21 protein-coding genes are annotated in these 24325 nt (G+C 74.1%); 10 read left to right on the plus strand and 11 right to left on the minus strand.

Going from position 1 to position 24325, the window contains the following annotated elements; all coding sequences use genetic code 11:
• Window positions 1-6: 6 nt before the first annotated feature.
• The 3 genes from HOQ23_RS06820 to HOQ23_RS06830 are packed head-to-tail and all read right to left on the minus strand — an operon-like array spanning window position 7 to window position 4378.
• Window positions 7-1740, minus strand: coding sequence for an ABC transporter ATP-binding protein (locus tag HOQ23_RS06820; RefSeq protein WP_172213081.1), 1734 nt, complete (start codon window positions 1738-1740; stop codon window positions 7-9).
• Entirely contained in the window at window positions 1737-3545 is a 1809-nt protein-coding gene (locus HOQ23_RS06825) for an ABC transporter ATP-binding protein (RefSeq protein ID WP_172213083.1), read from the minus strand. Before HOQ23_RS06825 ends, HOQ23_RS06820 begins: the two co-directional genes overlap by 4 nt.
• Window positions 3542-4378 carry a siderophore-interacting protein gene (locus tag HOQ23_RS06830; protein WP_172213085.1) on the minus strand — a complete coding sequence of 279 codons (837 nt, stop codon included), beginning with the start codon at window positions 4376-4378 and terminating at the stop codon, window positions 3542-3544. Before HOQ23_RS06830 ends, HOQ23_RS06825 begins: the two co-directional genes overlap by 4 nt.
• 180 nt (window positions 4379-4558) lie before the next feature.
• Between HOQ23_RS06830 and HOQ23_RS06835 the strand changes: the two genes are divergently transcribed.
• The 9 genes from HOQ23_RS06835 to HOQ23_RS06875 all read left to right on the plus strand — a co-directional run bounded on the left by HOQ23_RS06835 (window position 4559) and on the right by HOQ23_RS06875 (window position 14902).
• Window positions 4559-5590: an iron-siderophore ABC transporter substrate-binding protein gene (locus HOQ23_RS06835; RefSeq protein ID WP_172213087.1), complete on the plus strand. Its 1032-nt coding sequence runs from the start codon at window positions 4559-4561 to the stop codon at window positions 5588-5590.
• Window positions 5587-6648, plus strand: coding sequence for an iron ABC transporter permease (locus HOQ23_RS06840; protein ID WP_172213089.1), 1062 nt, complete (start codon window positions 5587-5589; stop codon window positions 6646-6648). The genes HOQ23_RS06835 and HOQ23_RS06840 overlap by 4 nt, the downstream gene beginning before the upstream one ends.
• The gene (locus HOQ23_RS06845) at window positions 6645-7703 is read left to right on the plus strand and encodes a FecCD family ABC transporter permease (RefSeq protein ID WP_367650409.1); all 1059 of its coding nucleotides are present in this window, start codon (window positions 6645-6647) and stop codon (window positions 7701-7703) included. Before HOQ23_RS06840 ends, HOQ23_RS06845 begins: the two co-directional genes overlap by 4 nt.
• A complete protein-coding gene (locus HOQ23_RS06850; RefSeq protein ID WP_172213091.1) occupies window positions 7700-8518 on the plus strand; it encodes an ABC transporter ATP-binding protein in 819 nt (272 codons plus the stop codon). The genes HOQ23_RS06845 and HOQ23_RS06850 overlap by 4 nt, the downstream gene beginning before the upstream one ends.
• Window positions 8519-8565: 47 nt before the next feature.
• Window positions 8566-10926 (plus strand): excinuclease ABC subunit UvrA, encoded by a 2361-nt coding sequence (locus HOQ23_RS06855; RefSeq protein ID WP_172213093.1) that lies wholly within the window; start codon window positions 8566-8568, stop codon window positions 10924-10926.
• 328 nt (window positions 10927-11254) lie between these two features.
• Window positions 11255-12337: an iron ABC transporter permease gene (locus tag HOQ23_RS06860; RefSeq protein ID WP_172213095.1), complete on the plus strand. Its 1083-nt coding sequence runs from the start codon at window positions 11255-11257 to the stop codon at window positions 12335-12337.
• 50 nt (window positions 12338-12387) lie between these two features.
• Window positions 12388-13392, plus strand: a complete 1005-nt coding sequence (locus tag HOQ23_RS06865; RefSeq protein ID WP_172213097.1) for an ABC transporter substrate-binding protein — start codon at window positions 12388-12390, stop codon at window positions 13390-13392.
• Window positions 13389-14201: an ABC transporter ATP-binding protein gene (locus tag HOQ23_RS06870; RefSeq protein WP_172213099.1), complete on the plus strand. Its 813-nt coding sequence runs from the start codon at window positions 13389-13391 to the stop codon at window positions 14199-14201. The genes HOQ23_RS06865 and HOQ23_RS06870 overlap by 4 nt, the downstream gene beginning before the upstream one ends.
• Window positions 14198-14902, plus strand: a complete 705-nt coding sequence (locus HOQ23_RS06875) for a class I SAM-dependent methyltransferase (protein ID WP_172213101.1) — start codon at window positions 14198-14200, stop codon at window positions 14900-14902. The genes HOQ23_RS06870 and HOQ23_RS06875 overlap by 4 nt, the downstream gene beginning before the upstream one ends.
• 48 nt (window positions 14903-14950) lie before the next feature.
• Here HOQ23_RS06875 and HOQ23_RS21170 read toward each other — a convergent pair whose 3' ends face one another.
• Together HOQ23_RS21170 and HOQ23_RS06885 are read right to left on the minus strand one after the other, a co-directional pair.
• Complete coding sequence (locus tag HOQ23_RS21170; protein ID WP_172213104.1) at window positions 14951-15325, minus strand: DUF202 domain-containing protein; 375 nt, start codon at window positions 15323-15325, stop codon at window positions 14951-14953.
• On the minus strand, window positions 15322-15678 hold the full coding sequence (locus HOQ23_RS06885) for a YidH family protein (protein ID WP_172213106.1): 357 nt from the start codon (window positions 15676-15678) through the stop codon (window positions 15322-15324). The genes HOQ23_RS21170 and HOQ23_RS06885 overlap by 4 nt, the downstream gene beginning before the upstream one ends.
• Window positions 15679-16223: 545 nt before the next feature.
• Here HOQ23_RS06885 and HOQ23_RS06890 point away from each other — a divergent pair.
• Entirely contained in the window at window positions 16224-16526 is a 303-nt protein-coding gene (locus tag HOQ23_RS06890; protein ID WP_172213108.1) for a hypothetical protein, read from the plus strand.
• A 14-nt stretch (window positions 16527-16540) separates the two neighbouring features.
• On the opposite strand, the gene HOQ23_RS06895 is transcribed toward HOQ23_RS06890, so the two are convergent.
• The 6 genes from HOQ23_RS06895 to HOQ23_RS06920 are packed head-to-tail and all read right to left on the minus strand — an operon-like array spanning window position 16541 to window position 24132.
• The gene (locus HOQ23_RS06895) at window positions 16541-17221 is read right to left on the minus strand and encodes a response regulator (protein WP_172213111.1); all 681 of its coding nucleotides are present in this window, start codon (window positions 17219-17221) and stop codon (window positions 16541-16543) included.
• A complete protein-coding gene (locus tag HOQ23_RS06900) occupies window positions 17218-19713 on the minus strand; it encodes an ATP-binding protein (protein WP_172213113.1) in 2496 nt (831 codons plus the stop codon). Before HOQ23_RS06900 ends, HOQ23_RS06895 begins: the two co-directional genes overlap by 4 nt.
• Window positions 19714-19741: 28 nt before the next feature.
• Entirely contained in the window at window positions 19742-20320 is a 579-nt protein-coding gene (kdpC, locus tag HOQ23_RS06905; RefSeq protein WP_172213115.1) for a potassium-transporting ATPase subunit KdpC, read from the minus strand.
• Between the two features lie 4 nt (window positions 20321-20324).
• A complete protein-coding gene (gene kdpB / locus HOQ23_RS06910) occupies window positions 20325-22388 on the minus strand; it encodes a potassium-transporting ATPase subunit KdpB (RefSeq protein WP_172213117.1) in 2064 nt (687 codons plus the stop codon).
• Entirely contained in the window at window positions 22385-24043 is a 1659-nt protein-coding gene (gene kdpA, locus HOQ23_RS06915) for a potassium-transporting ATPase subunit KdpA (RefSeq protein ID WP_172213119.1), read from the minus strand. The genes kdpB and kdpA overlap by 4 nt, the downstream gene beginning before the upstream one ends.
• Complete coding sequence (locus HOQ23_RS06920) at window positions 24043-24132, minus strand: potassium-transporting ATPase subunit F (RefSeq protein WP_172213121.1); 90 nt, start codon at window positions 24130-24132, stop codon at window positions 24043-24045. Before HOQ23_RS06920 ends, kdpA begins: the two co-directional genes overlap by 1 nt.
• Window positions 24133-24325 lie beyond the last annotated feature (193 nt).

Consider the following 24325-nt stretch of genomic DNA (forward strand, 5'->3'; position numbering starts at 1 on the left):
GGCCGGTCAGCGCGCCGACCAGGCCGACCAGAGCCGGGCGTAGCGCCCGCCGGCGGCCACGAGCTCCTCGTGGGTGCCCAGCTCGACCGCGACGCCGTCCTCGAGGACGAGCACCCGGTCGGCGTCGCGGGCCTGCACGAGCCGGTGCGCGATGGTGATCGTGGTGCGTCCCTCGGTCACGGCCCGGGCGGCCGACTCGAGGGCCCGCGCGCCCGCGGAGCCCGCCTCGGCGGTGGCCTCGTCGAGGACCACCACCCACGGGTCGGCGAGCAGCACCCGGGCGAGGGCGACCTGCTGGGCCTGCGCGGGCGTGAGCGGTACGGCGCCGCCGCCCGCCTCGCTGTCCGCGCCGTCGGGCAGCGCCGCGACCCAGCCCCAGGCGCCGACGGCCACCAGCACCGCGTCGACCTCCTCGGGGGTCGCGTCGGGGCGGGCGAGCAGCAGGTTGTCGCGCACGCTGCCGGCGAAGACGTGGACCTCCTGGGTCACCGTCGCCACCACGGGGCGTCCGGGGAGCGCGGCGTCCGCGACGGCGACGCCGCCGACCCGCACGCTCCCGGCGCTGGGCACCACGCGGCCGGCGACGACCGAGCCGAGGGTGCTCTTGCCGGCCCCGCTGCTGCCGACGACCGCCAGCCGCTCGCCCGGCGCGATCTCCAGGTCGACGCCGCGCAGGGCGGCGTGCCCGCCGTCGTACACGTGCCCGACGCCGCTGAGCGAGACCCCGCCGTCCGCGGGCGCGAGCGCGGCCCCGGGGGCGCGCGGCGGCAGGAGCGCCACCCCGGCGAGGCGGGTGAGCGAGGCGCCGGCCGACTGCACCTCGTCGAAGAGGAACAGCACCGCGCCGATCGGGTTGAACAGCCGGTGGAAGTACAGCGCCGCCGTGGTCACCGCTCCGACCGTCGCCACGTCGGCGCGCACCACGAGGAACCCGGTGGTGAGCACCAGCAGCAGCCCGATCGCCTCGGCGCGGTTGGTCCGCCCGCCGAAGCGCATCAGCAGGTCGAAGACGTCGATGGAGATCCGCGCCGAGCGCCACGAGGCCTGCGCGATCCGCTCCTGCTGCTGGGGGGCGACGCCGAGCGCGCGCAGCGGCCGGCTGCCGTGGACGCCGGCGAGGAGCGCCTCGGCCCGGTCGCCGTTCGCCTCGCGCTCGCGGCGGTAGTAGGGCCCGGAGCGGGGCAGGTACCAGCGCAGCGCGACCACGAAGGCCGGCGCCGCGGCGAGACCGGCGAGGCCCAGGCGCCAGTCGAGGGCGAGCAGGCCGCCGAGGGTGAACAGGATCGCCATCGCGGAGTTGACCACGAGCGGCACGGCCTCGGTCAGCGACGCGGCCACCACCCGGACGTCGTCGCTCACCCGGGCGAGCAGGTCGCCGCTGCCGGTGGCCTCGAGCTCCTCGGTGTCGAGGTGCAGGGCTCGGTCGAGCACGTCCTCGCGCAGCTCGGCCAGCGCCGGCTCCGCGGCCCGGGCGAGCGCGGCCACCGAGAGGGCGGTGGCCGCCGCGGTGACCAGCGCCGCGACGCCGATCCAGGCGGCCGCGGTGAGGACCTGGCCGGTGGTGCCGCCGGTCCCGACCAGGTCGGCGATGCGTCCCAGCTGCCAGGGGGCGACCAGGCCGGCGGCGCCGGCCAGCGCGAACATGCTCGCGCTGAGCGCGAAGGTCCAGCGTCGCCGGGCGAGCAGTCGGCGCGCCAGCGCGTAGGCCTCGCGGGCGCTGGAGACGGGCAGGCGGGTCATCGCAGCACCGCCGCGCGGTAGCGCTCGTCCGCGCCGAGGTCGTGGTGGCGGCCCTTCCCGAGGACCTTGCCCTCGCGCAGGTGGACCACGAGGTCGGCGCGCGCCAGGAGCGCGGGGCTGCTGGTGAGCACGACGGTGGTGCGCGCGGCACCGCCGCCGTGGCGCAGCTCGTGCAGGCCGTCGGCGATGCGCGCCTCGGTGACCGCGTCGACGGCGGTGGTGGGGTCGTGCAGCACCAGGATCCCGGGGTCCACGGCGAGCGCCCGAGCCAGGCCGAGGCGCTGGCGCTGGCCTCCGGAGAGCGTCGTGCCCCCGACCCGGACGTGCTCCTCGAGCCCGGCGGGACCCTGGGCCACCACCTCGTCGGCGGCCGAGGCGCGCAGCACCCGGGCGAGCCGGTCGGCGTCCAGGACGCCGTGGGGGTCGACGTTGCTGCGCATGGTCCCGTCGAAGAGCTCGACGTGGTGGTCCACGACCAGCAGCTCGGCGTGCAGCTCGGCGACGTCGAGGTCGGCCACCGGGCGGCCGCCGACGAGCACGACTCCCTCGTCGGGCACCGCCTCGCCGCGCAGCAGCGCGAGCAGTGCGGCCGCGTCGGCCGGGTCCTCGGCCACCACCGCGACCCAGGCGCCCGGCTCGGCGACGAGCGTGAGGTCGCGCAGCGGGCCGTGGGAGACCGCGCGCAGCGCGAGCGAGGGGGTCGCGACGACCGGCACGGCGCCGCTGGCGGGTGCCTCGCCCTGCTCGTCGCGGGTGGCGAGCACCAGCGGCGGCGTGGCGAGGAAGTCCACGATCCGCGCGGCCGAGGCACGTGACTGGGCCAGCTGGGCGACCAGGAAGGTCAGCATCCGCAGCGGCTCGCCGAGGAACTGGCTGATGCCGACCACGGCGACGAACTCGCCGACGCCGATGTCGCCGTTCACGGCGCGGACGCCCGCGACGAGCGCCACCACGGCGAGGAACACCCCGCTCAGGCCCTCGGTCATCCCCTGCATCACGCCCTCCCAGCGGGCGGCGCCGACGCTGGCGGTGGCAGCCTGCTGGCTGTGGCGCCGGTAGCGGGCCTGGGCGGCGTCCTCGCCGGCGACGCCCTTGAGCGGCCGGATGCCGCGCACCAGGTCGCTGGCGATGCCGGCCGCCTCGCCGAGCGCCTCCTGGCGCACCGCGCTGCGCTTGGCCAACCGCGGGGAGAGCAGCTGGGTGGCGACCAGCACGCAGGGCACGCCCACGAGCACGACGACGGCGAGCACCAGGTCGATCGCCGCGAGCACGACGGCGCTCACCAGGAGGCCCACCGCGCCGGCGACGGTGAACATCAGCTGACGTACGACGAAGGCGACCATCTCGGCGTCCGCGGTCGCGATGCTCACGACGTCGCCGGGCAGCCGGTCGGAGCGGGCCCCGCGTCCGGACAGGACGTGGGCGGAGACCTCGGTGCGCAGCGCGTGGGACTCGGTGTGCAGGGCGCGGTTGCCCATCCGCGCGCCGAAGCGGTAGGAGAGGCTGAGCACCACGAAGTGCAGCGCGAAGACGCCCGCCCACAGCAGCATCTGCGCCACGTCGCCGGTGACGACCGCACGGTCGATGACCACGCCGATCAGCACCGGGACCATCAGCTCGGCGACCTGCCAGACGGTGACCAGCGCGGAGGCGCCGGCCAGGGAGCGGGCGTGGCGGCGCACCGTGCGGCGCAGCAGCGCGCCCGCAGTCGCCGGCGGCGCCGCGGTCAGGTCCGGGGCGGGGGGCGGCTCGGGGAGTCGGCCCTCGACGTCGGGCGCGGTCCGGGCGCCGGTGCGGGTGCTCAAGGACGATCGGCGGTGCTGTCGGCGCCGGTGGCGGCGTCCAGGTCGGCGTCCATCGAGGCGACGAAGTCCGCCTTCACCGCGCGCCAGGCCTCGTCGGTCATCGTGCGGCGCCAGTACGGCGAGCAGGACATCGCGGAGCGGTCCATCCCGCGCTCGGCGAGCAGGTGGCGGCGCAGGCCGCGGATCTCGTCGGCCTCTCCGTGCACGAAGACGTCCGCGCGGCCCGCGGGCAGCTCCAGCGCGGCCACCGCGTCCAGCAGCAGCCGCGCGGGCTCCTCGGCGCCGCGGCGGTGCAGCCAGCGCAGGTCGAGGCGGCCCGGGGTCTCCAGCGCCAGCTCGTGCTCGGCGTCGTCGCACACCAGACGCACCACGACGGTGCGCCCGGCCGGGACGGCGCCCAGCGAGGCGGCGATCGCCGGGAGGGCGGACTCGTCCCCGGCGAACAGGTACCAGTCGGCGCCCGGGTCGGGCGTGTAGCCGCTGCCGGGGCCCTCGAAGACCAGGACGTCGCCGGGGCGGGCGTGCCTGGCCCAGGGGCCGGCGACGCCCTCGTCGCCGTGGACCACGAAGTCGATGGTGAGCAGCCGGCGGGTGCCGTCCCAGGCCCGCACGGTGTAGCGGCGCCGGGCCGGCCACCACTCGCGGGCGTGCTCGGCGCGCACCGCCTTGGGGTCGAACACCGCGTCGTACGGCGCGCCGGACGGCGCGATCGCGAGGTTGAGGTAGGCGTCGGTCGCGGCCGGCATCTCGAAGCCGTCCAGACCCTCCCCGCCGAGCACGACCCGCACGATCGAGGGCGTGATCTGCTCGGTGGACTCCACTCGTCCGTACATGGCACCGCTTTCCTGAGACGTGAGGCACTTAGGTTAGCCTCACCAATCGCAGGCGTCGCCGCGGGGCGGCCCGGGTCCGCCCGGACGAGCCTCGCCCGCGCCTCTCCCCGCAGCTGCGTCATCCCCCGCGACCACCCCCGATCCACCCCCCGTGATCCCCGAGCCCCGAAGGACACCCACGTGCGTCCCCTCCGACTTCTCGCCGGCACCGTCGGCGTCACCGCACTCCTGCTCACCGGCTGCTCCTCCGCCGAGAGCGACGACGACACCGGCAGCGACAAGGCCACGGGCAGCGACGCGTCGTACCCGATCACCATCGAGCACGCCCTCGGCACCACCGAGATCCCGGAGGCGCCCGAGCGGGTCGCCACGGTGAACTGGGCCAACCACGAGGTTCCGCTGGCGCTCGGCGTGGTGCCGGTCGGCATGGCCGCGGCCAACTTCGGCGACGACGACGGCGACGGCGTGCTTCCCTGGGTGGCCGACCGGCTCGAGGAGCTCGACGCGGAGACCCCGGTGCTCTTCGACGAGACCGACGGCATCGACTTCGAGGCCGTCGCGGACACCGCCCCCGACGTGATCCTCGCGGCGTACTCCGGGCTGACCCAGGAGGACTACGACACCCTCAGCGAGATCGCCCCGGTCGTCGCCTACCCCGAGGCCCCCTGGTCCACCGACTGGCGCGAGATGATCACGCTCAGCAGCCAGGCGATGGGCCTGGCCGAGGAGGGCGAGGAGCTCGTCGACGACCTCGAGGGCGAGATCGCCGACACCGTCGCCAAGCACGAGGGCCTGGCCGGCAAGGGCGCGATGTTCCTGACCCACGTCGACACCACCGACCTCAGCGAGGTCAGCTTCTACACCACCCACGACACCCGGGCGCGCTTCTTCGAGGACCTCGGCCTGGCGACGCCGAAGAGCATCGCCACCGCGTCGGCGAAGACCGACCAGTTCAGCCTGACCCGCAGCGCCGAGCAGGTCGACGCCCTCGACGACGTCGAGCTGATCGTCACCTACGGCGACGAGTCCCTCGTCAAGGCCCTCGAGAGCGACCCGCTGCTGTCGAAGATGCCGGCCGTCGAGAACGGCGCGATCGTGCTGCTGCCCAACAACCCGCTGGGCACCGCCGCCAACCCGACGCCGCTGTCGATCTCCTACGTGCTCGACGACTACGTCACCATGCTCGCCGAGGCCAGCGCCGACACCCAGTGACCACCTCCGGCACGAGCACGACCCCGGCCCCCGCGCCGGCACCCGCCTCGGGCGTCGTACGACGTCCGAGGCGGGTGCGCGCCGCCTGGCTGGCCGCCGGCGTGGTGCTCCTGGTGCTGCTCGCGGCCTGCTCGGTCGCGGTCGGCTCGCGCGAGGTCAGCCTGGCCGAGATCCTCGGCGCCCTGGGCGGCTCGACGGACACGATGGGCGAGGCGGCGGTCTCCAAGCGGGTGCCGCGCACGCTGCTCGCCGTGCTCGTCGGCGCCGCCCTCGCGGTCGCTGGCGCCGTGATGCAGGGCGTCACCCGCAACCCGCTCGCCGATCCCGGCATCCTCGGGGTGAACATGGGCGCCTCGCTCGCCGTGATCACCGGCATCGCCTGGTTCGGCCTCACCGCCGCGTCGAGCTACATCTGGGTCGGGATCGTCGGCGCGGGCGTCTCCGCGGTGTTCGTCTACGTCATCGGCTCGCTGGGCCGCGGCGGCGCGACGCCGCTCAAGCTGGCCCTCGCCGGCACCGCCACCTCCGCGGCGTTCGCCTCGGTGATCACCGCGGTGGTGCTCCCCCGCAACGACATCGCCGGCGGCGTGCGCTCCTGGCAGATCGGCGGCGTCGGCGGGGCGTCGTTCGACACGATCGGGCTGGTCACGCCGTTCCTGGTCGTCGGCCTGGTGGTCTGCGTGGCCACCTCCCGCGGCCTCAACTCCCTGGCCCTCGGCGACGACGTCGCCGCCGGGCTGGGCGAGCGGGTCGCCCTCACCCGCGGCGCCGCCGCGCTGGGCGCGGTGCTGCTGTGCGGTGCCGCGACCGCCGTCGCCGGGCCGATCGGGTTCGTCGGGCTGGTCGTGCCGCACCTGTGCCGGCTGCTCGTCGGCGTCGACCACCGCTGGCTGCTGCCGTTCTCCGCCGTTGTCGGCGCGGCGCTGCTGACCGCCGCCGACGTGGTCGGCCGGATCGTCGCGCGCCCCAGCGAGATCGACGTCGGCATCATCACCGCCCTGGTGGGCGCCCCCGTCTTCATCCACGTCGTACGCCGCCAGAAGGTGCGTGCCCTGTGAACACCCTCCTCAGCGGGGCCGCGCGCCCCTCCACCGTCGACCGGGTCACCCGCACCCGGCGCCAGCGCACCGCGCGGCGCCGCGTCGTGGTCGTCGTGCTGGCCGTGCTGGTGCTCGCGATGGTCGCGCTCAGCCTGATGGTCGGGCGCACCTTCTACGGTCCCGGCGACGTGCTGGGCGTCATCGCCGGGCAGGACGTCCCCGGCGCGTCCTTCACCGTCGGCCGGCTCCGGCTGCCGCGCACCGTGCTCGCACTGCTGACCGGCCTCTGCTTCGGCCTGGCCGGCGTGGCCTTCCAGACCATGCTGCGCAACCCGCTGGCCAGCCCCGACATCATCGGCATCAGCGCGGGCGCGAGCGCCGCCGCCGCCTTCGCGATCGTCATGCTCTCGCTGAGCGGCGCCGCGGTCTCGGTGTTCGCGATCGTCGTCGGCCTCGGGGTTGCGCTGCTGATCTACCTGCTCTCCTTCCGCGACGGCGTCGCCGGCACCCGGCTGATCCTGATCGGCATCGGCATCGCCGCGATGCTGGAGAGCGTCACCGCCTACGTGCTCAGCCAGGCGCCCGAGTGGGACCTCCAGGAGGCCACCCGCTGGCTGACCGGAAGCCTCAACGGCGCGGCCTGGGGCGACGTCGTGCCCACGCTGGTCGCGCTCGCGGTGCTCGGCCCGGTGCTGCTGAGCCGGGCCGGCGACCTGGACATGCTCCAGCTCGGCGACGACGCCGCCTCCGCCCTCGGCGTCCGTGTGGAGACCACCCGCATCGTGGTGATCCTCGCGGCCGTCGGCCTGGTCGCCTTCGCGACCGCCGCCACCGGGCCGATCGCGTTCGTGGCCTTCCTGGCCGGCCCGATCGCGGCCCGCCTGGTCGGCCCCGGCGCCTCGCTGCTGGTCCCCTCCGCGCTGGTGGGCGCGCTGCTGGTGCTGCTCGCCGACTTCTGCGGGCAGTTCGCCTTCGACCACCGCTACCCGGTGGGCGTGGTGACCGGCGTGCTCGGCGCGCCGTACCTCGTCTACCTCATCGTCCGCACCCACCGCGTCGGAGGCTCCCTGTGACCGCACGCCACACCCTCACCGTCGAAGAGCTGGCCCTCGGCTACCGCGAGCGGACCGTCATCGAGTCCTTGGACCTGGTCGTGGAGACCGGGCGGGTGAGCGCCATCGTCGGCGCCAACGCCTGCGGCAAGTCCACGCTGCTGCGCTCGATGTCGCGGCTGCTGGCCCCGCGGGCGGGCCGGGTGCTGCTGGACGGCAAGCAGGTGCACCGGATGCCCGCCAAGGAGCTGGCCCGCACCCTCGGTCTGCTCCCCCAGGCCCCGACCGCACCCGAGGGGATCACCGTCAGCGACCTGGTCGGTCGCGGCCGCAACCCGCACCACGGGTTCCTGCCCCGGTGGACCCACGCCGACGACGCCGCCGTGGCCGCAGCGCTCGAGGCCACCCAGACCGTCGAGCTGGCCGAACGGCCCGTCGACGAGCTCTCCGGCGGGCAGCGCCAGCGGGTCTGGATCGCGATGGCGCTGGCCCAGGAGACCGACGTGCTGCTGCTCGACGAGCCCACGACGTACCTCGACGTCAGCCACCAGATCGAGGTCCTGGACCTGCTCACCGACCTCAACCGCGAGCGCGGCACCACGATCGTGATGGTGCTGCACGACCTCAACCTCGCCGCCCGGTACGCCGACCAGCTCATCGCCCTCGCCGGCGGCCGGCTGCACGCGGCCGGGACGCCGCAGGAGGTGCTGACCGAGGACACCGTGCGGGCGGTGTTCGGGCTGGACAGCACCGTGGTCACCGACCCGGTCTCCGGGCGGCCGCTGATGCTGCCGATCGGGCGCCACCACGTGCTCGCCGACGCCGAGCGCCGATGACTGGTTGAATCGGGCACCACGCCGGCCCCCCGGACCCGAGGAGACCCATGAGCGCGACCCACGCCGCCGACCGCCACGACCTGATCCGGGTGCACGGGGCACGGGTCAACAACCTGCGCGACGTCGACGTCGAGCTGCCCAAGCGCCGCCTCACCGTCTTCACCGGCGTGTCCGGGTCCGGCAAGAGCTCGCTGGTCTTCGGCACCATCGCCGCGGAGTCCCAGCGGCTGATCAACGAGACCTACAGCGCCTTCGTGCAGGGCTTCATGCCGACGCTGGGCCGACCCGACGTCGACGTCCTGGAGGGCCTGACCACCGCGATCATCGTCGACCAGGAGCGGATGGGGTCCAACCCGCGCTCCACGGTCGGCACCGTGACCGACGCCAACGCGATGCTGCGCATCCTGTTCAGCCGCCTGGCCACGCCGCACATCGGCCCGCCCACGGCGTACTCCTTCAACGTCCCGACCGCCCGCGGCAGCGGCGCCGTCACCGTCGAGCGCGGCGGGAGGCCCCGGGCCGAGAAGGCCACCTTCGAGCGGCTCGGCGGCATGTGCCCGGCGTGCGAGGGGCGCGGGACGGTCACCGACTTCGACCTGGCCGCGCTCTACGACGAGGACCTGTCGCTCAACCAGGGCGCGGTGACCGTGCCGGGCTACAGCATGGCGGGCTGGCAGGGCCGGATCTACCGCGGCTGCGGCTACTTCGACCCCGACAAGCCGATCCGCGACTTCACCCCGCGCGAGCTCGAGGACCTGCTGCACCGCGAGCCGACCAAGATCAAGGTCGACGGCATCAACCTCACCTACGCCGGGCTGATCCCGCAGATCCGAAAGTCGTTCCTCGCCAAGGACGTCGACGCCATGCAGCCGCACGTGCGTGCCTTCGTGGAGCGGGCGGTCACGTTCGCCACCTGCCCCGACTGCGGGGGCACCCGGCTCAGCGCCCAGGCGCGGTCCTCCTGCATCGACGGGGTCAGCATCGCCGACGCCTGCGCCATGCAGATCAGCGACCTCGCCACGTGGGTCGACGGCCTCGAGGAGCCCACGGTGGCCCCGCTGCTCGCCTCGCTGTCGGCGACGCTGCGCTCCTTCACCGAGATCGGGCTGGGCTACCTGTCCCTGGACCGGCCGTCCGGCACCCTCTCGGGCGGCGAGGCGCAGCGCACCAAGATGATCCGGCACCTCGGGTCCTCGCTCACCGACGTCACCTACGTCTTCGACGAGCCGACGATCGGGCTGCACCCGCACGACATCGCCCGGATGAACGACCTGCTGCTCCAGCTGCGCGACAAGGGCAACACCGTGCTCGTGGTCGAGCACAAGCCGGAGACCATCGCGATCGCCGACCACGTCGTCGACCTCGGCCCGCTCGCCGGCAGCGGGGGCGGCGAGGTGGTGTTCGAGGGCAGCGTGGCCGACCTGCGCCGCAGCGACACCCTGACCGGTCGCCACCTCGACGACCGGGCCGCCCTCAAGGACACCGTGCGCGAACCGACCGGTGTCCTGGAGGTCCGCGGTGCCGACACCCACAACCTGCGCGACGTCGACGTGGACCTGCCGCTGGGCGTGTTGGTCGTCGTCACCGGGGTCGCAGGGTCGGGCAAGAGCTCGCTCGTCCACGGCTCGGTCGCCGGGCGCGAGGGCGTGGTGACGATCGACCAGGGCGCCATCAAGGGCTCGCGGCGCAGCAACCCCGCGACGTACACCGGCCTGCTCGAGCCGATCCGCAAGGCGTTCGCGAAGGCGAACGGCGTGAAGCCGGCGCTGTTCAGCCCCAACTCCGCCGGCGCCTGCCCCACCTGCAACGGCGCGGGCGTCACCTACACCGACCTGGCCACGATGGCCGGTGTGGCGACGCCGTGCGAGGAGTGCGAGGGCCGCCGCTTCCAGGCCGAGGTGCTCGAGCACCACCTGGCCGGGCGCGACATCAGCGAGGTGCTCGCGATGTCGGTGACCGAGGCCGAGGAGTTCTTCGGCACCGGCGAGGCCCGGATCCCGGCCGCGCACCGCATCCTGGCGCGCCTGGAGGACGTCGGCCTCGGCTACCTCACCCTGGGCCAGCCGCTCACCACGCTGTCCGGCGGTGAGCGCCAGCGCCTCAAGCTGGCGATCCACATGGGCACCGAGGGCGACGTCTACGTCCTCGACGAGCCGACGACCGGCCTCCACCTCGCCGACGTCGAGCAGCTGCTCGCGCTGCTCGACCGCCTCGTCGACTCCGGGCGCTCGGTCATCGTGATCGAGCACCACCAGGCGGTGATGGCGCACGCCGACTGGATCGTCGACCTCGGCCCCGGCGCCGGCCACGACGGCGGCCGGGTGGTCTTCGAGGGCACCCCCGCCGCCCTCGTCGCCGACGCCTCCACCCTCACCGGCCAGCACCTCGCGGCCTACGTCGCCGGTTGAGTCGAGCCCTCCGACGGTTGAGTCGAGACCTCTGACCGTCGAGTCGAGACCTCTGGCGCGTCGAGTCGAGGCCTCAGGCCGGCCGGGGCCGGGCGTGTCCGCACGACCGCGCCGAGGAGGACGGCCGCTCCGAGCCCCAGGAGCCCGGCGTCGAGCGCGGTGAACCGGCCGTCCGCACCCACGTCGGCGGCCGCCGAGGCGGGGAGCACCCGCCCCTGTGGCGTGCCGATCGCACCCAGCTCGCGTCCCACAGGCGGACCGCGCACCCCCTGGCGGCTGTGAAGCCCTATGGTTGCTCTTGCAACGGATTCGCAATAAGGGGGGCAATGTGGCGGTCACACTCGACGACGTGACCCTCGCCGACCCGCTCGGCCGGGCGCGACGCCGTCGCCGCAACACCCTCGCCGTCGTCGCGCTGTCCCTCGTGCTCCTGCTCAGCGCCGTGCTCGGCGTTGCCGTCGGGCCGGTGTGGATCCACCCCGTCGACGTCCTGCGCATCGTCGCCGCCCACCTCGGCGCCGGCGACGTGACCGCCCTGGACCCGGTCTCCGACGCGATCGTGTGGGACGTACGCCTGCCGCGGGTGCTGCTCGGTCTCGCGGTCGGCGCCGGTCTCGCGGTCTGCGGCGTCGCCCTCCAGGCGATGGTCCGCAACATGCTGGCCGATCCCTACCTGCTGGGCATCAACTCCGGCGCCTCCAGCGGCGCGGCCGCGACGATCCTCTTCGGCGTCGGTCTCGGCATCGGCGAGCACGCCCTCGCCGCGAGCGCCTTCCTCGGCGCGCTCGGCGCCTCGCTGCTCGTCTTCGTGGTCGCACGAGCCGCCGGCCGGGTCACCTCCGTACGCCTGCTGCTCGCGGGCGTCGCCGTGGGCTACGCGCTCTCCGCGGTCACCAGCTTCCTGATCTTCGCCTCCGGCTCGGCCGAGGGCGCCCGCTCGGTGATGTTCTGGCTGCTGGGCTCCCTCGCCCTCGCCCAGTGGGGCGGCCCGCTCGCGGTGCTGCTCGTGGTCGTCGTGCTCACCTGCCTGGTGCTCGGCGCCTGGGCGCGGCGCCTGGACGCCCTGGCGATCGGTGACGAGACCGCCCACGTCCTGGGCATCTCCCCCACCCGCTTCCGCACCCAGCTGCTGGTGCTCGTCTCGCTGTGCATCGGCGCCGTGGTCGCCGCCGCCGGCAGCGTCGGGTTCGTCGGCCTCGTCGTACCCCACCTCGCCCGGCGCCTGGTCGGGTCCGCGCACGCGTGGGCCGTCCCGGCCGCCGCCCTGCTCGGCGCGACCTTCCTGCTCTGGGCCGACCTGCTGTGCCGGATGCTCCTGCAGCCCCGCGAGCTCCCGGTCGGCATCGTCACCGCCCTGGTGGGCGCGCCGTTCCTGCTCTACCTGATCCGCCGCCTGCGCCCCGCCGGCTGACACCCCGCACCGCCGCCGCACGAACCGACCCCCGAGCCCGAGGAGCCCCCATGGACATCCGTACGACGCGCCGCCGCGGCGCCGTGGCCGCGGCCTCTGCCGGCCTGCTGGCGCTCACCCTGACCGCGTGCGGCGCCGACACCGAGGGCTCCGCGTCCGGGGCGAGCGCCGAGGTGGACGGCTTCCCGCTGACCATCACCAACTGCGGCGAGGAGGTCACCTTCGACGCCCCTCCGCAGCGGGTGGTGATGCTCAAGAGCGGGGCCGCGACCTACCTGCACGAGCTGGACGTGCTCGACCGGGTCGTGGCACGCGCGGGCACCTACCCCCGCGACTACTACGACGCCGAGACCTGGGAGGCGATCGAGGCGGTGCCGGTGCTGACCGACGAGGTCGACTCCGCGGGCCACCTGCAGATCTCCCAGGAGGTCGTGCTGTCCCAGCGGCCCGACCTGGTCCTCGGCGCCTCCGACAACCTCACCCGCGAGACCCTCGCGGCCTCGGGCATCCCGCTGCTCGAGGAGCCCGCCCTGTGCCCGGAGCCCGCGGCGGACCCGAGCCTGGACGACATCGCCGAGCAGCTGCGGACCTACGGGCGCGTCTTCGGCGTCCCCGAGCGCGGCGAGGCCGCCGCGGCGGACGCCACCGCACGGGTCGAGGCCGCGACCGGCACCGGCACCGGGCAGCCGCGTACCGCCGCCGTCCTCTACCCGACCGTCGGCGGCGGCACCACCTACGCCTACGGCACCCGCTCCATGGCGCATCCCCAGCTCGAGGCGGCGGGGCTGCGCAACGTCTTCGCCGACGTGGACGAGCGGGTCTTCGAGATCAGCCGCGAGGAGCTGCTCGGGCGCGACCCCGACGTCCTGGTGCTGCTGCACTCCGACGGCGACCCGGCGGCGGTCGAGGAGGTCATCACCTCGATGCGCGGCGCCGAGGCGCTGACCGCGGTGCGCAACGGCGACATCGTCGTGCAGCTGCTCAACTTCAGCGAGCCTGCCTCCCCGCTCGTGATCGACGGGCTGGACCGGATCTCCGAGGCGTTCGCGCGATGATCACCGCCAACGGCATCGGCTTCGCCTACGGCGACCGCGTCGTCCTCGACGACGTCGACCTGGCCGCGCCGCACGGCCAGGTGCTCGGGCTGGTCGGCCCGAACGGCAGCGGCAAGACCACGCTGCTGCGCACCCTCTACGCCTCGCTGCGCGCTCGGACCGGCGCGGTCCTCATCGACGGCGACGAGCTGGGCGCCCTGCCGGCCCGCGAGATCGCCCGCCGGGTCGCGGTGGTGGTGCAGGAGTCCTCGGGAGACCTGCCCCTGCTGGTCTCCGACATGGTGCTGCTGGGGCGCACCCCGCACCGCTCCGGGTTCTCCCGCGCCGGTCGCGAGGACGACCGGATCGCGGCCGATGCCCTCGCGCAGGTCGGCGCCCTGCACCTCGCGACCCAGCCCTTCGACGGCCTCTCCGGCGGCGAGCGGCAGCGGGTGCTGATCGCCCGCGCGCTCGCCCAGGAGGCCTCGCACCTGCTGCTCGACGAGCCGACCAACCACCTCGACGTGCGCTACCAGCACGAGGTGCTCGACCTGGCCCGCCAGCTCGCGCTCACCAGCCACCGCACCGTGATCGTGGTGCTCCACGACCTCAACCTCGCGGCCACCTACTGCGACCGGGTGCTGCTGCTCGACCGCGGCACCGTCGTCGCCGACGGCACCCCGGACGTGGTGCTCGACCCCGCCCTGCTGGAGCCGGTCTATGAGGTGGCGGTGCAGCGCATCGACCTCGCCGACGGCTTCCAGCTGGCCTTCCGTCCGCTCCGCCACCGTCTCCTCACCGTTCCGACCCACGAAGGAAGTCACGCATGAGCAACGTCCAGGCAGCCATGAACGAGTACTGGACCGGCCGGTCCGGGCCGTACGACGACTACCAGGAGCGCCCCGACCGCCGCGACGCCGACCGTGCCGCCTGGCGCGAGGTGTGGACCGAGGCGCTCGGCACCGAGGCCCTGGACGTCCTCGACGTCGGCACCGGCAGCGGGTACGTCGCGCGGATCCTGGCCGACCTGGGCCACCGCGTCACCGGCATCGACCTGGCCACCGGCATGATCGAGCGGGCCCGCGAGCACGCCGCCAAGATGGACAACCCGCCGCGCTTCGAGCTCGGCGACGCCGTCGCCCCTGAGTACCCCGCCGCCAGCTTCGACGCCGTGGTCAACCGCTACGTGATGTGGACGCTGCGCGAGCCGCACGTGGCGCTGGCCAACTGGGCCGCGCTGCTGCGCCCCGGCGGCACCCTCGCGGTCGTCGACAGCACCTGGTTCGCCAAGGGGCTCTACGTCGACGCGAGCGAGCAGTTCCGCACGTCGTACGGCGACGAGGTCCGCGAGGCCCTCCCCCTCGCAGAGGCGACCAGCATCGAGGACACCCTCCGCGTGGTCGAGCAGGCCGGCTTCGTCGACGTGACCGCCACCCCGCTCACGAGCATCCTCGAGCTCGACCAGCGCTACGGCGTCGCGCCGAACCACGAGGTGCTCACCCAGTACCTCGTGCGCGGCACCCGCGCCTGAGCCTGCTCCCGCGCTGATCCGGACGGCGCCGTGATCGGACGGCCGGGCTCAGCGGACCGCGAGGGCCGCGAGCTCGGTCGCCCCGACCAGGGCAGTCGCGATCGCGAGCGCCAGCGGCGCCCGGCCGCCGCGCGACCGGGGCCGCTGGCGGGTGCCGGCGTCGTGGGCGTAGCGCCCGCGGCTCTCCACGAACACCCAGGCGCTGAGCACCAGCGCCACCGACAGCACCACCAGGGCCGCCACCCCGAGGCTCGACCAGGTGAGCCGGGCGAGCAGCGCGGCGCCGGCGATCAGCGCGAGCGCCGAGCGCTGCCAGGCCAGCGCCGTGCGCTCGTTGGCGGCGCCGGGGTCGCCGTGCGCGGCGCCGGGGCCCCGGCCGTCCACGCCGTCGGTGCCCGCCGCCGGGCGATCCGCGTCGCTCACAGCGCGAGGACGAGCACGGCGACGGCGACCACCATCAGCACCGTGACCAGGATGCCGAGCCCGAAGGACGGCAGCGGCTCGCGGCGGCGCATCGCGCGCTCGGCGAGCGCCCAGCGCACCCAGGCCGCCACGGAGCAGACCAGCCCCAGCGCGACCAGCAGCACCGCGAGCGCGTGCTGGGCCGCGCCCGACATCGACAGGTCGACCACGTCGATCGCCACACCCGCCGCGAGCAGCGCCAGCGAGGTGCGGATCCACGCCAGGTAGGTGCGCTCGTTGGCGAAGCTGAAGCGGTAGTCGGGCTCCTCGCCCGCGCCGTACACGAACGACGGCCAGCGGTGCTCACGCGCCATCGGACCCTCCCTGACTGAGCTCTCGACCCCGTTCGGACCGGGTGTGGAGCGGCAACGGCTCCCGTCCGCGGGCGGGCACGCACCACGGACGAGGGCAACTGTAGGCCGCACCGGGGACCGGTCCCCGACCGCCTCGGCGGTACCCGACCGGGTACGACGAGGGTCGACGTTTGGTCCCCAACGACAACGATCCGGGGCAGTTCCGTGTCGTTCGTGACCAATCGTCGACCCGCCGGCCCAGCCGCGACGACATCCCCAGGGCGTCGCCCGCTGCTCGCGCTGCCACCCCACCGATTGGTCACGAACGACAGCGATCCGCCCGAAAACATTGTCGTCTGGTCCCCAACGGCAACGAGGCGTCCACTCAGCGACCACCGTTGCGCGCCAGGAACTTGCCGAAACAACGCCCGCCCCAACTCCGCGACCCGCGATCCTGCACCCTGTCTGGTCCGACGAGCGCACGCCCTCCGCGGTCGTTCCGCCGGCTCCGGTCTCCACGACGCCAGGCCTCCTGGCGCCCACGACACCGCGAAAGGCACAGCGTCATGACCTTCTCGGGATGGCTGCGACGTGCGGGTGAGCGCCCTGCCCACGAACCACCACCAGGACCTGCCCGGGTCCGCGCGAGCGCCGGGGCGGTGGGGCTGCTGACGGCGCTGTTGAGCTGCGGCACCTGCCACACCCCGGTGCGGGTCGACGCGGCGTCGAAGATCGTGCGCCACGGCCCGGACCGTACGACGCACCCGCTGCGGGTCGCCGAGGACACCCGCGCCTGGGTCCTGGAGTGGGACTGCCCCGGGTGCGACAGCCCGAGCACCTTCACGCTCCCGAAGGTCCTGCCCGGCTAGCGTGCGGCCCCGTCTCACCCCTGCGGCGCGAAGCGGTAGCCCATCCCCGGCTCGGTGACGAACAGGACCGGGCGTGAGGGGTCGACCTCGACCTTGCGCCGGATGCTGGCCAGGTGGACGCGCAGGTAGTTGGTCTGGCGCTCATAGCTCGGCCCCCACACCGACTGCAGCAGCTCGGCGTGGCGCACCAGCCGGCCGCGCCGGCGCACCAGGTGCTCGACGATGCGCCACTCGATCGGGGTCAGGTGGATCTCGCACTCGCCGCGGCGCGCCCGGGAGTCGCCCAGGTCGAGCACCAGGTCGCCCACCCGCACGCAGGGCGCCGGCTCGACCGCCCCCGCCCGACGGGTCGCCGCACGCACCCGGGCGAGCAGCTCCTCGATCGAGAACGGCTTGGTGATGAAGTCGTCGGCGCCCAGGTCGAGCGCCTCCACCTTGTCGTCGGAGCCGGTCCGCGCCGACACCACGATCACCGGCACCTGGCTGAACCCGCGCAGCCGGGTCAGCACGGTGATCCCGTCCAGGTCGGGCAGCCCGAGGTCGAGCAGCACCACGTCGGGCATCCGCTCGTCGACGATCTGCAGCGCCGAGCGGCCGTCGCCGGCGGTCTCGACGTCGTAGTCGCGGGCGCGCAGGTTGATCGCGAGGGTGCGGCAGATGGCGGGGTCGTCGTCGACGACGAGGACGAAGGTCATGGCTGTTCCTTGGCGCAGGTGCGGAGCTCCACGACGAAGGTGAGTCCCCCGCCCGGCGTCTCCTCGGTGCTGATCGTGCCACCCATCGCCTCGGTGAACCCGCGCGCCACCGCGAGTCCCAGCCCCACGCCGTCGCCCTGCGGGACGTCGCCGAGGCGCTGGAACGGCGCGAAGAGCCGCCGCTGGTCCCGGTCGCGTACGCCGGGTCCGCTGTCGGCGACCCGAAGCACGACGTGCCCGTTCGTCCGGGCGGCGTCGATGCGGATGCGCGCCTGCGCGGGCGTGTACTTCAGGGCGTTGTCGCACAGGTTGGCCACCACCCGGTCCAGCAGGCCGGCGTCGGCCCGCACGAGCAGGTCGGGGTCGATCGCCACCTCGATCCGCTCGCCGCGCTCCAGGGGCCCGATCGCGTGGTGCACGGTGCTGGCCAGGGACACCTCCGCGAGCGCGACCTGCACCGAGCCGGTGCTGATGCGGCTCATGTCCAGCAGGTTCGCCACCAGCGCGGCGAGCCGGTCGGTCGACTCCTCGATCGTCTCCAGCAGGGCGGCCTCGTCCTCCGCGGACCAGGCGATGTCGGGGGCGCGCAGGCTGGAGACCGCGACCTTCACCGCGGCCAGGGGCGAGCGCAGGTCGTGGGAGACCGCGGCCAGCAGCGCGGTGCGGGTGCGGTCGGTCTCCGCGAGCCGGAGTCGCTCCACCTCGGCCGCGGTCGCGCGCCGCCGCTCCGCCATCACCTTGGCGTACGCCGCGTAGGCGTTGAGCAGCCCGCGCTGTGACGCGGGCAGCCGGGCGCCGTCGAGGGCCAGCGTGGTCCGCTCGTCGATGGCGGTGGCGACGTCCGCGGCGTCGGAGGAGGCCGGCGCGGCCCCGTGGGCGGCCACCACCTCCTCGACGTCGTGCTCCCCGCGGCGCAGGACCGACGCCCCGCGCGCGTTGAACAGCTCGCACGCCGAGGCCAGCAGCCCGCCCAGGTCGTCGCCGGCGTTGAGCAGGCTGTGGGAGAGCACCACGAGCGCGTCCGCCTCCGCGCGCGCCTTCGCCGCCTGCGCCGTACGACGGGCCGCGGTGTCGACCACGCTGGCCACGGCGATCCCGACGATCATGAAGATCACGATCGCGGCGGCGTTCTCGGGCTCGGCGACGGTGAGGGTCCGCACCGGCGCGGTGAACAGCACGTTGAGCAGCAGGCCGCTGGACAGCGCGGCCACGACCGCCGGGACCAGGCCGCCGATCAGGGCCGTGGCGACCACCACGGCCATCAGCGTCATCGCCTCGATGGGCAGGCTGTGGGCCTCCCCCGTCGCCAGCAGCGCCAGGCTGACCAGCACCGGCGCGAGGACCGCGAAGGCGAACCCGAGCAGGCGTCGGCGCGCGCCCAGGCTCTCCGGCGGACGCCACCGGCTGCCCGTCCGTGCGTAGTCGTGGGTGACGATGTGGATGTCGATGTCGCCCGCGCCGGCGATCACCCGCTCGCCGATGCCCGGTCGCAGCAGCGTCGGCACTCGGCCGCGGCGGCTGGCGCCGACGATCAGCTGGGTGGCGTTCTCGGCGCGCGCGAAGTCGAGGATCGCCTCGGCCGGGTCGTCCCCGACCACGGTGTGCAGGGTGCCGCCGAGCTCCTCGGCCTTCGCGCGCAGCGCGTCCAGCTGGTCCGGGGAGATCGCGGTCAGGCCGTCGGGGCGGGTGACGTAGAGCGCGAGCCACTCGCTGCCGGAGCCGCGCGAGACGATCCGGGCGGCGCGGCGCATCAGCGTGGCCGACTCCGGGCCGGCGCTGACCGGCACCACGATCCGCTCGCGCGTGGGCCAGCTGGCGTCGATGCGGTGCTCGTCGCGGTAGCGCTCGAGCCCCTCCTCCACCCGGTCGGCCAGCCAGAGCAGTGCGAGCTCGCGCAGCGCGGTCAGGTTGCCCTCACGGAAGTACTGCGAGAGCGCCGCGTCGACCCGGTCGGGCGCGTAGACGTTGCCGTGCGCCATCCGGCGCCGCAGCGCCTGCGGGCTCATGTCGACCAGCTCGATCTGGTCCGCGGCGCGCACCACCTCGTCGGGGACCGTCTCGCGCTGGCGCACCCCGGTGATCGCCTCGGTGACATCGTTGAGGGACTCCAGGTGCTGGATGTTGACGGTGGTGATCACCTCGATGCCCGCGTCGAGGAGCACCTGCACGTCCTGCCAGCGCTTGTCGCACGTGCTGCCGGGGACGTTGGTGTGGGCCAGTTCGTCGACCAGCACGACCTCGGGGCGGCGCTCGATCACCGCGGCGAGGTCCATCTCCTCCTGCGCGGTCCCGCGGTAGTCGACCCGTCGCCGGGCCACCACCTCGAGGCCCTCGAGCAGCTCGGCGGTCCGCGCCCGCCCGTGGGTCTCGACGTACCCGACCACCACGTCGGTCCCGCGGGCGGCCCGGCGGTGCCCCTCGTCCAGCATCGAGAAGGTCTTCCCGACGCCGGGCGCCGCTCCCAGGTAGACCCTGAGCGTCCCGCGTTCCATGGGAGCAGTCTCCACGCTCAGTGGCCGCTCACCGCGGCGCCGCACGGTCCAGCGCGAGGTTGAGCTCGAGCACGTTGACGCCCGGCTCCCCGAGGAACCCGAGCCCGCGCCCGACCGTGGCGTCGGCGACCAGCGCGCGCACCACGCTCTCGTCGAGGTCGCGGGCGGCGGCGACCCGCGGCACCTGGAGGGCGGCGTACGCCGGGGAGATGTGCGGGTCCAGCCCCGAGCCGGACGCGGTGAGCGCGTCCGCGGGCACGTCCGCGGCGTCGACGCCCTCCACGGCGGCCACCTCGGTACGCCGCTGGGCGATCAGCGCGAGCAGGTCGGTGTTGGAGGGCCCCAGGTTGCTGGGGGCCGAGGCGAGCGAGTCGTGGTCGTTGGCCGAGGGACGGGAGCGGAACCACTCCTCGCCCTCGAAGTGCTGGCCCAACAGCCGCGAGCCGACGACCTCGCCGTCGAGACGGACCGGCTGGCCCTGGGCCCGGTCGCCGAGGAGCTGGCCGACGCCCCACACGAGGACGGGGTAGCCCACCCCGAGCACGACGGTGAGGACGAGGAGGGCGCGCAGCCCGGTCAGGGCCTGGCGCGAGAGGTCAGTGAGCATGTGATCAGCCGATCCCGGGGATGGTGGAGACGATGAGGTCGAGGAGCTTGATGCCGGCGAACGGCACCAGGACGCCGCCGAGGCCGAATACGAGCATGTTGCGGCGCAGGACGGCGGTGGCCGAGGCGGCACGGAACCGCACCCCGCGCAGCGCCAGCGGGATCAGCCCGACGATGACCAGCGCGTTGAAGATGACCGCCGAGAGGATCGCGGACTGCGGCGTCGCGAGCCCCATCACGTTGAGCGCGTCCAGGGAGGGGTAGGCCGCGACGAACATCGCCGGGATGATCGCGAAGTACTTCGCGACGTCGTTGGCGATCGAGAACGTCGTGAGCGCCCCGCGGGTGATCAGCAGCTGCTTGCCGATCTCCACGATGTCGATGAGCTTCGTGGGGTCGGAGTCGAGGTCGACCATGTTGCCGGCCTCCTTCGCCGCGGCGGTGCCGCTGTTCATCGCGACCCCGACGTCGGCGGCCGCGAGGGCCGGGGCGTCGTTGGTGCCGTCGCCGGTCATCGCGACCAGCCGACCGCCGGCCTGCTCCTGGCGGATGTAGTCCAGCTTGTCCTCCGGAGTGGCCTCGGCGAGGAAGTCGTCCACGCCCGCCTCGTCGGCGATCGCGCGGGCGGTGAGGGCGTTGTCGCCGGTGACCATCACGGTGCGGATCCCCATCGCGCGCAGCTGGGCGAAGCGCTCGGTCATGCCCTCCTTGACCACGTCCTTGAGCTCGACGACGCCCAGCACCCGGGCCCCGCCGCTCTCGTCGCGGCAGGCGATCACCAGCGGGGTGCCGCCGCGGCGCGAGATCTCCTCGATCGCGTCGCACACCTCCACCGGCGGGTTCTGCCCGACCCAGGCGGCCACCGCCGAGGCAGCGCCCTTGCGCAGGCAGCTGCCGTCGGCGAGGTCGACCCCGGACATCCGGGTCTGGGCGGTGAACTCGACGAACTCCGCGTCGGCGGGCAGGCCCCCGTCGTCACCGCCCCCGGCCGCACCTCCCTCGACCCGGGCGAGCTCGACGATCGAGCGCCCCTCCGGCGTCTGGTCGGCGAGGCTGGCGTTGCGGGCCGCGTCGCGCAGCTGCTCGGGGGCGACCCCGGCGGCGGGCACGAACCGCACCGCGCGCCGGTTGCCGTAGGTGATGGTGCCGGTCTTGTCGAGCAGCAGCGTGCTCACGTCGCCGGCGGCCTCCACCGCGCGGCCGGACATCGCCAGCACGTTGACGCGCACCAGGCGGTCCATGCCGGCGATGCCGATCGCGGAGAGCAGCGCGCCGATGGTCGTCGGGATCAGGCAGACCAGCAGCGCGACCAGCACGACCAGGTCCTGCGGTGCCCCGGCGTACGCCGCCATCGGCGCGAGGGTGGCCACGGAGACGAGGAAGACCAGGGTCAGGCTGGTCAGCAGGATCGACAGCGCGATCTCGTTCGGCGTACGACGCCGCGAGGTGCCCTCGACCAGCGCGATCATCTTGTCCAGGAAGGTCTGCCCGGCCGCGGCGGTGACCCGTACGACGATCCGGTCGGACAGCACGCGGGTGCCGCCGGTGACGGCGCTCCGGTCGCCGCCGGCCTCGCGGATCACCGGGGCGGACTCCCCGGTGATCGCGGACTCGTCGACCGAGGCGATCCCCTCCACCACGTCGCCGTCGCCGGGGATCACCTCGCCGGCCTCGACCACGACCAGGTCGCCGACCTCGAGCTGGGTGCCGGGCACCTCGGTCTCGGTCCCGTCACCGGCCAGCCGGCGGGCGACGGTGTCGCTGCGCGCGGCGCGCAGCGAGGCGGCCTGGGCCTTGCCGCGGCCCTCGGCCACCGCCTCGGCGAGGTTGCCGAAGACCACGGTGAGCCACAGCCAGAGCGCCAGTGAGATCGCGAAGACGCTCGGGTCGACGACGGCGACCACGGTGGTGAGGACCGAGCCCAGCCAGACGAGGAACATCACCGGCGCGCGCCACAGGTGGCGCGGGTGCAGCTTGCGCAGCGCCTCCGGGAGCTGCTCGACGCCCTGGGCGGCGAGGGTGCGCAGGCTGAGGCCGGTGCGGGCCTGGGACGTGGTGGTGGTGCTCATGCGAGTGCCTCTGCGATCGGGCCCAGTGAAAGGGCGGGGAAGTAGGTGAGGCCTGTGAGGATCACGATCACGCCGACCAGCAGGCCCACGAAGATCGGCCGATGGGTCGGGAGGGTCCCGGCGGTGGCGGGGACCTTGCCCTGCTCGGCGAGGGAGCCGGCGAGCAGCAGGACCAGCACGATCGGGACCAGACGGCCCAGGAGCATCGCCAGGGCCAGGGTGATCTGGAAGAAGTCGGAGGTCACGGTGATGCCGCCGAAGGCGCTGCCATTGTTGTTGGCGGCCGAGGTGTAGGCGTAGAGCACCTCGCTGAAGCCGTGCCCGCCCGGGTTGCCCATCGCCTCGGGCGTGGCGTCGCGGGCGATGGCCGCCCCGGTGCCCACCAGCACCAGGACCGGGGTGGTCAGGGTGTAGAGGGCGACGTAGGTCATCTGCCGTGCGCCGATCTTCTTGCCCAGGAGCTCGGGGGTGCGGCCCACCATCAGCCCGGCCACGAAGACCGCCACGACGGCCATCACGAGGATCCCGTAGATCCCTGAGCCGACCCCGCCGGGGCTGATCTCGCCAAGCATCATGTTCACCAGCGATCCCCCGCCGCCGACCGGCGTGAAGGAGTCGTGGGCGGCGTTGACCGCGCCGGTCGACGTACCGGTGGAGACCATGCCGAACAAGGCGCTGGCCCACTCTCCGAACCGGGTCTCCTTGCCCTCCATCGCGGCACCGGCCGCCTGTGCCGCCTGGGAGCGGGCGCCCGCCTCGCCGGCGGTCATCACCGCCAGCGAGACCGCCATCAGCACGCCCATCGCCCCGAGCACCGCCAGGCCCTGGCGCCGGTTGCCCAACATCGTGCCGAGGGTGCGGGTCAGCGAGACCGGGATGAGCAGCATCAGGAGGACCTGGAGCAGGTTGGTGTGGCCCGAGGGGTTCTCGAAGGGGTGCGCGGAGTTGGCGTTGAAGAAGCCGCCGCCGTTGGTCCCCAGCTCCTTGATCGCCTCCTGGCTGGCCACCGGGCCGCCAGTGAGTACCTGGCCGTGCCCGGCGAGGGTGGTCATCGGGGTGTCGGAGAAGGTCTGGACGACGCCGCCGGCCATCAGCAGGACCGCGCCGAGGAGGGCGATCGGGAGCAGGATCCGCACGGTGCCCCGGGTCAGGTCGACCCAGAAGTTGCCGAGGGTGCCGGTGCGCACCCGCACGAACCCGCGCACCAGCGCCACCGCGACGGCCATCCCGACGGCGGCGGAGAGGAAGTTCTGCACCGCGAGGCCGCCCATCTGGGCCGCGAAGCCGAGCGTGGACTCCCCGCCGTAGGACTGCCAGTTGGTGTTCGCCACGAACGACGCCGCGGTGTTGAACGCCATCGCCCAGCCCATGCCGTCAAGCTCGCGGCTCAGCGGCAGGTGGGCCTGGCCCATCAGGATCGCCATCAGCACCACGACGCCGACCAGGGAGAAGCCGACGACGCTCAGCGCGTAGGCCTTCGGGCTCTGCTCGGCGCGGGGGTCGACGCCGCTGAGGCGGTAGAGCGCGCGCTCGGCGCGCAGGTGCGTCGTACTGGTGTAGACGCGCGCCATGTGGTCACCGAGCGGCACATGGACCAGCGCGAGCAGCAGGACCAGGGCCGCGATCTGCAGCAGCCCTGCGACGTGGTCGCCCATCAGAACCGCTCCGGGCGGATCAGCGCGGCGAGGAGGTACGCCGCCACGGCGACGACGGCAAGGACCAGGAGGCCGTTCTCAACACTCATGGCACCAGCGAAGACCGCACCGAGGGCATGGCCGCCGATCTTGTCGCCGTCTTGACGCCCGTTGACGCCGTCTTGGCACCGTCCCGGCACCGGGGAGGCGCCGCCGGTCGCGCCACCGCGGCCCGATTCCGGCCTCGGGCTCGAGGTGGGGTAAGGTTCACGCGGTTCGTGACGCGGGTTTCACCGGGTCCCG

Source organism: Nocardioides sp. zg-DK7169, from assembly GCF_013155365.1.
Classification (GTDB): domain Bacteria; phylum Actinomycetota; class Actinomycetes; order Propionibacteriales; family Nocardioidaceae; genus Nocardioides.

Bases quoted from the DNA above. Each gene is read 5' to 3' on its own strand.
- HOQ23_RS06820 (WP_172213081.1), bottom strand. From the start codon at position 1,740: ATGACCCGCCTGCCCGTCTCCAGCGCCCGCGAGGCCTACGCGCTGGCG.
- HOQ23_RS06830 (WP_172213085.1), bottom strand. From the start codon at position 4,378: ATGTACGGACGAGTGGAGTCCACCGAGCAGATCACGCCCTCGATCGTG.
- HOQ23_RS06855 (WP_172213093.1), top strand. From the start codon at position 8,566: ATGAGCGCGACCCACGCCGCCGACCGCCACGACCTGATCCGGGTGCAC.
- HOQ23_RS06865 (WP_172213097.1), top strand. From the start codon at position 12,388: ATGGACATCCGTACGACGCGCCGCCGCGGCGCCGTGGCCGCGGCCTCT.
- HOQ23_RS06870 (WP_172213099.1), top strand. From the start codon at position 13,389: ATGATCACCGCCAACGGCATCGGCTTCGCCTACGGCGACCGCGTCGTC.
- HOQ23_RS06875 (WP_172213101.1), top strand. From the start codon at position 14,198: ATGAGCAACGTCCAGGCAGCCATGAACGAGTACTGGACCGGCCGGTCC.
- HOQ23_RS06885 (WP_172213106.1), bottom strand. From the start codon at position 15,678: ATGGCGCGTGAGCACCGCTGGCCGTCGTTCGTGTACGGCGCGGGCGAG.
- HOQ23_RS06890 (WP_172213108.1), top strand. From the start codon at position 16,224: ATGACCTTCTCGGGATGGCTGCGACGTGCGGGTGAGCGCCCTGCCCAC.
- HOQ23_RS06895 (WP_172213111.1), bottom strand. From the start codon at position 17,221: ATGACCTTCGTCCTCGTCGTCGACGACGACCCCGCCATCTGCCGCACC.
- HOQ23_RS06900 (WP_172213113.1), bottom strand. From the start codon at position 19,713: ATGGAACGCGGGACGCTCAGGGTCTACCTGGGAGCGGCGCCCGGCGTC.
- kdpC (WP_172213115.1), bottom strand. From the start codon at position 20,320: ATGCTCACTGACCTCTCGCGCCAGGCCCTGACCGGGCTGCGCGCCCTC.
- kdpB (WP_172213117.1), bottom strand. From the start codon at position 22,388: ATGAGCACCACCACCACGTCCCAGGCCCGCACCGGCCTCAGCCTGCGC.
- kdpA (WP_172213119.1), bottom strand. From the start codon at position 24,043: ATGGGCGACCACGTCGCAGGGCTGCTGCAGATCGCGGCCCTGGTCCTG.
- HOQ23_RS06920 (WP_172213121.1), bottom strand. From the start codon at position 24,132: ATGAGTGTTGAGAACGGCCTCCTGGTCCTTGCCGTCGTCGCCGTGGCG.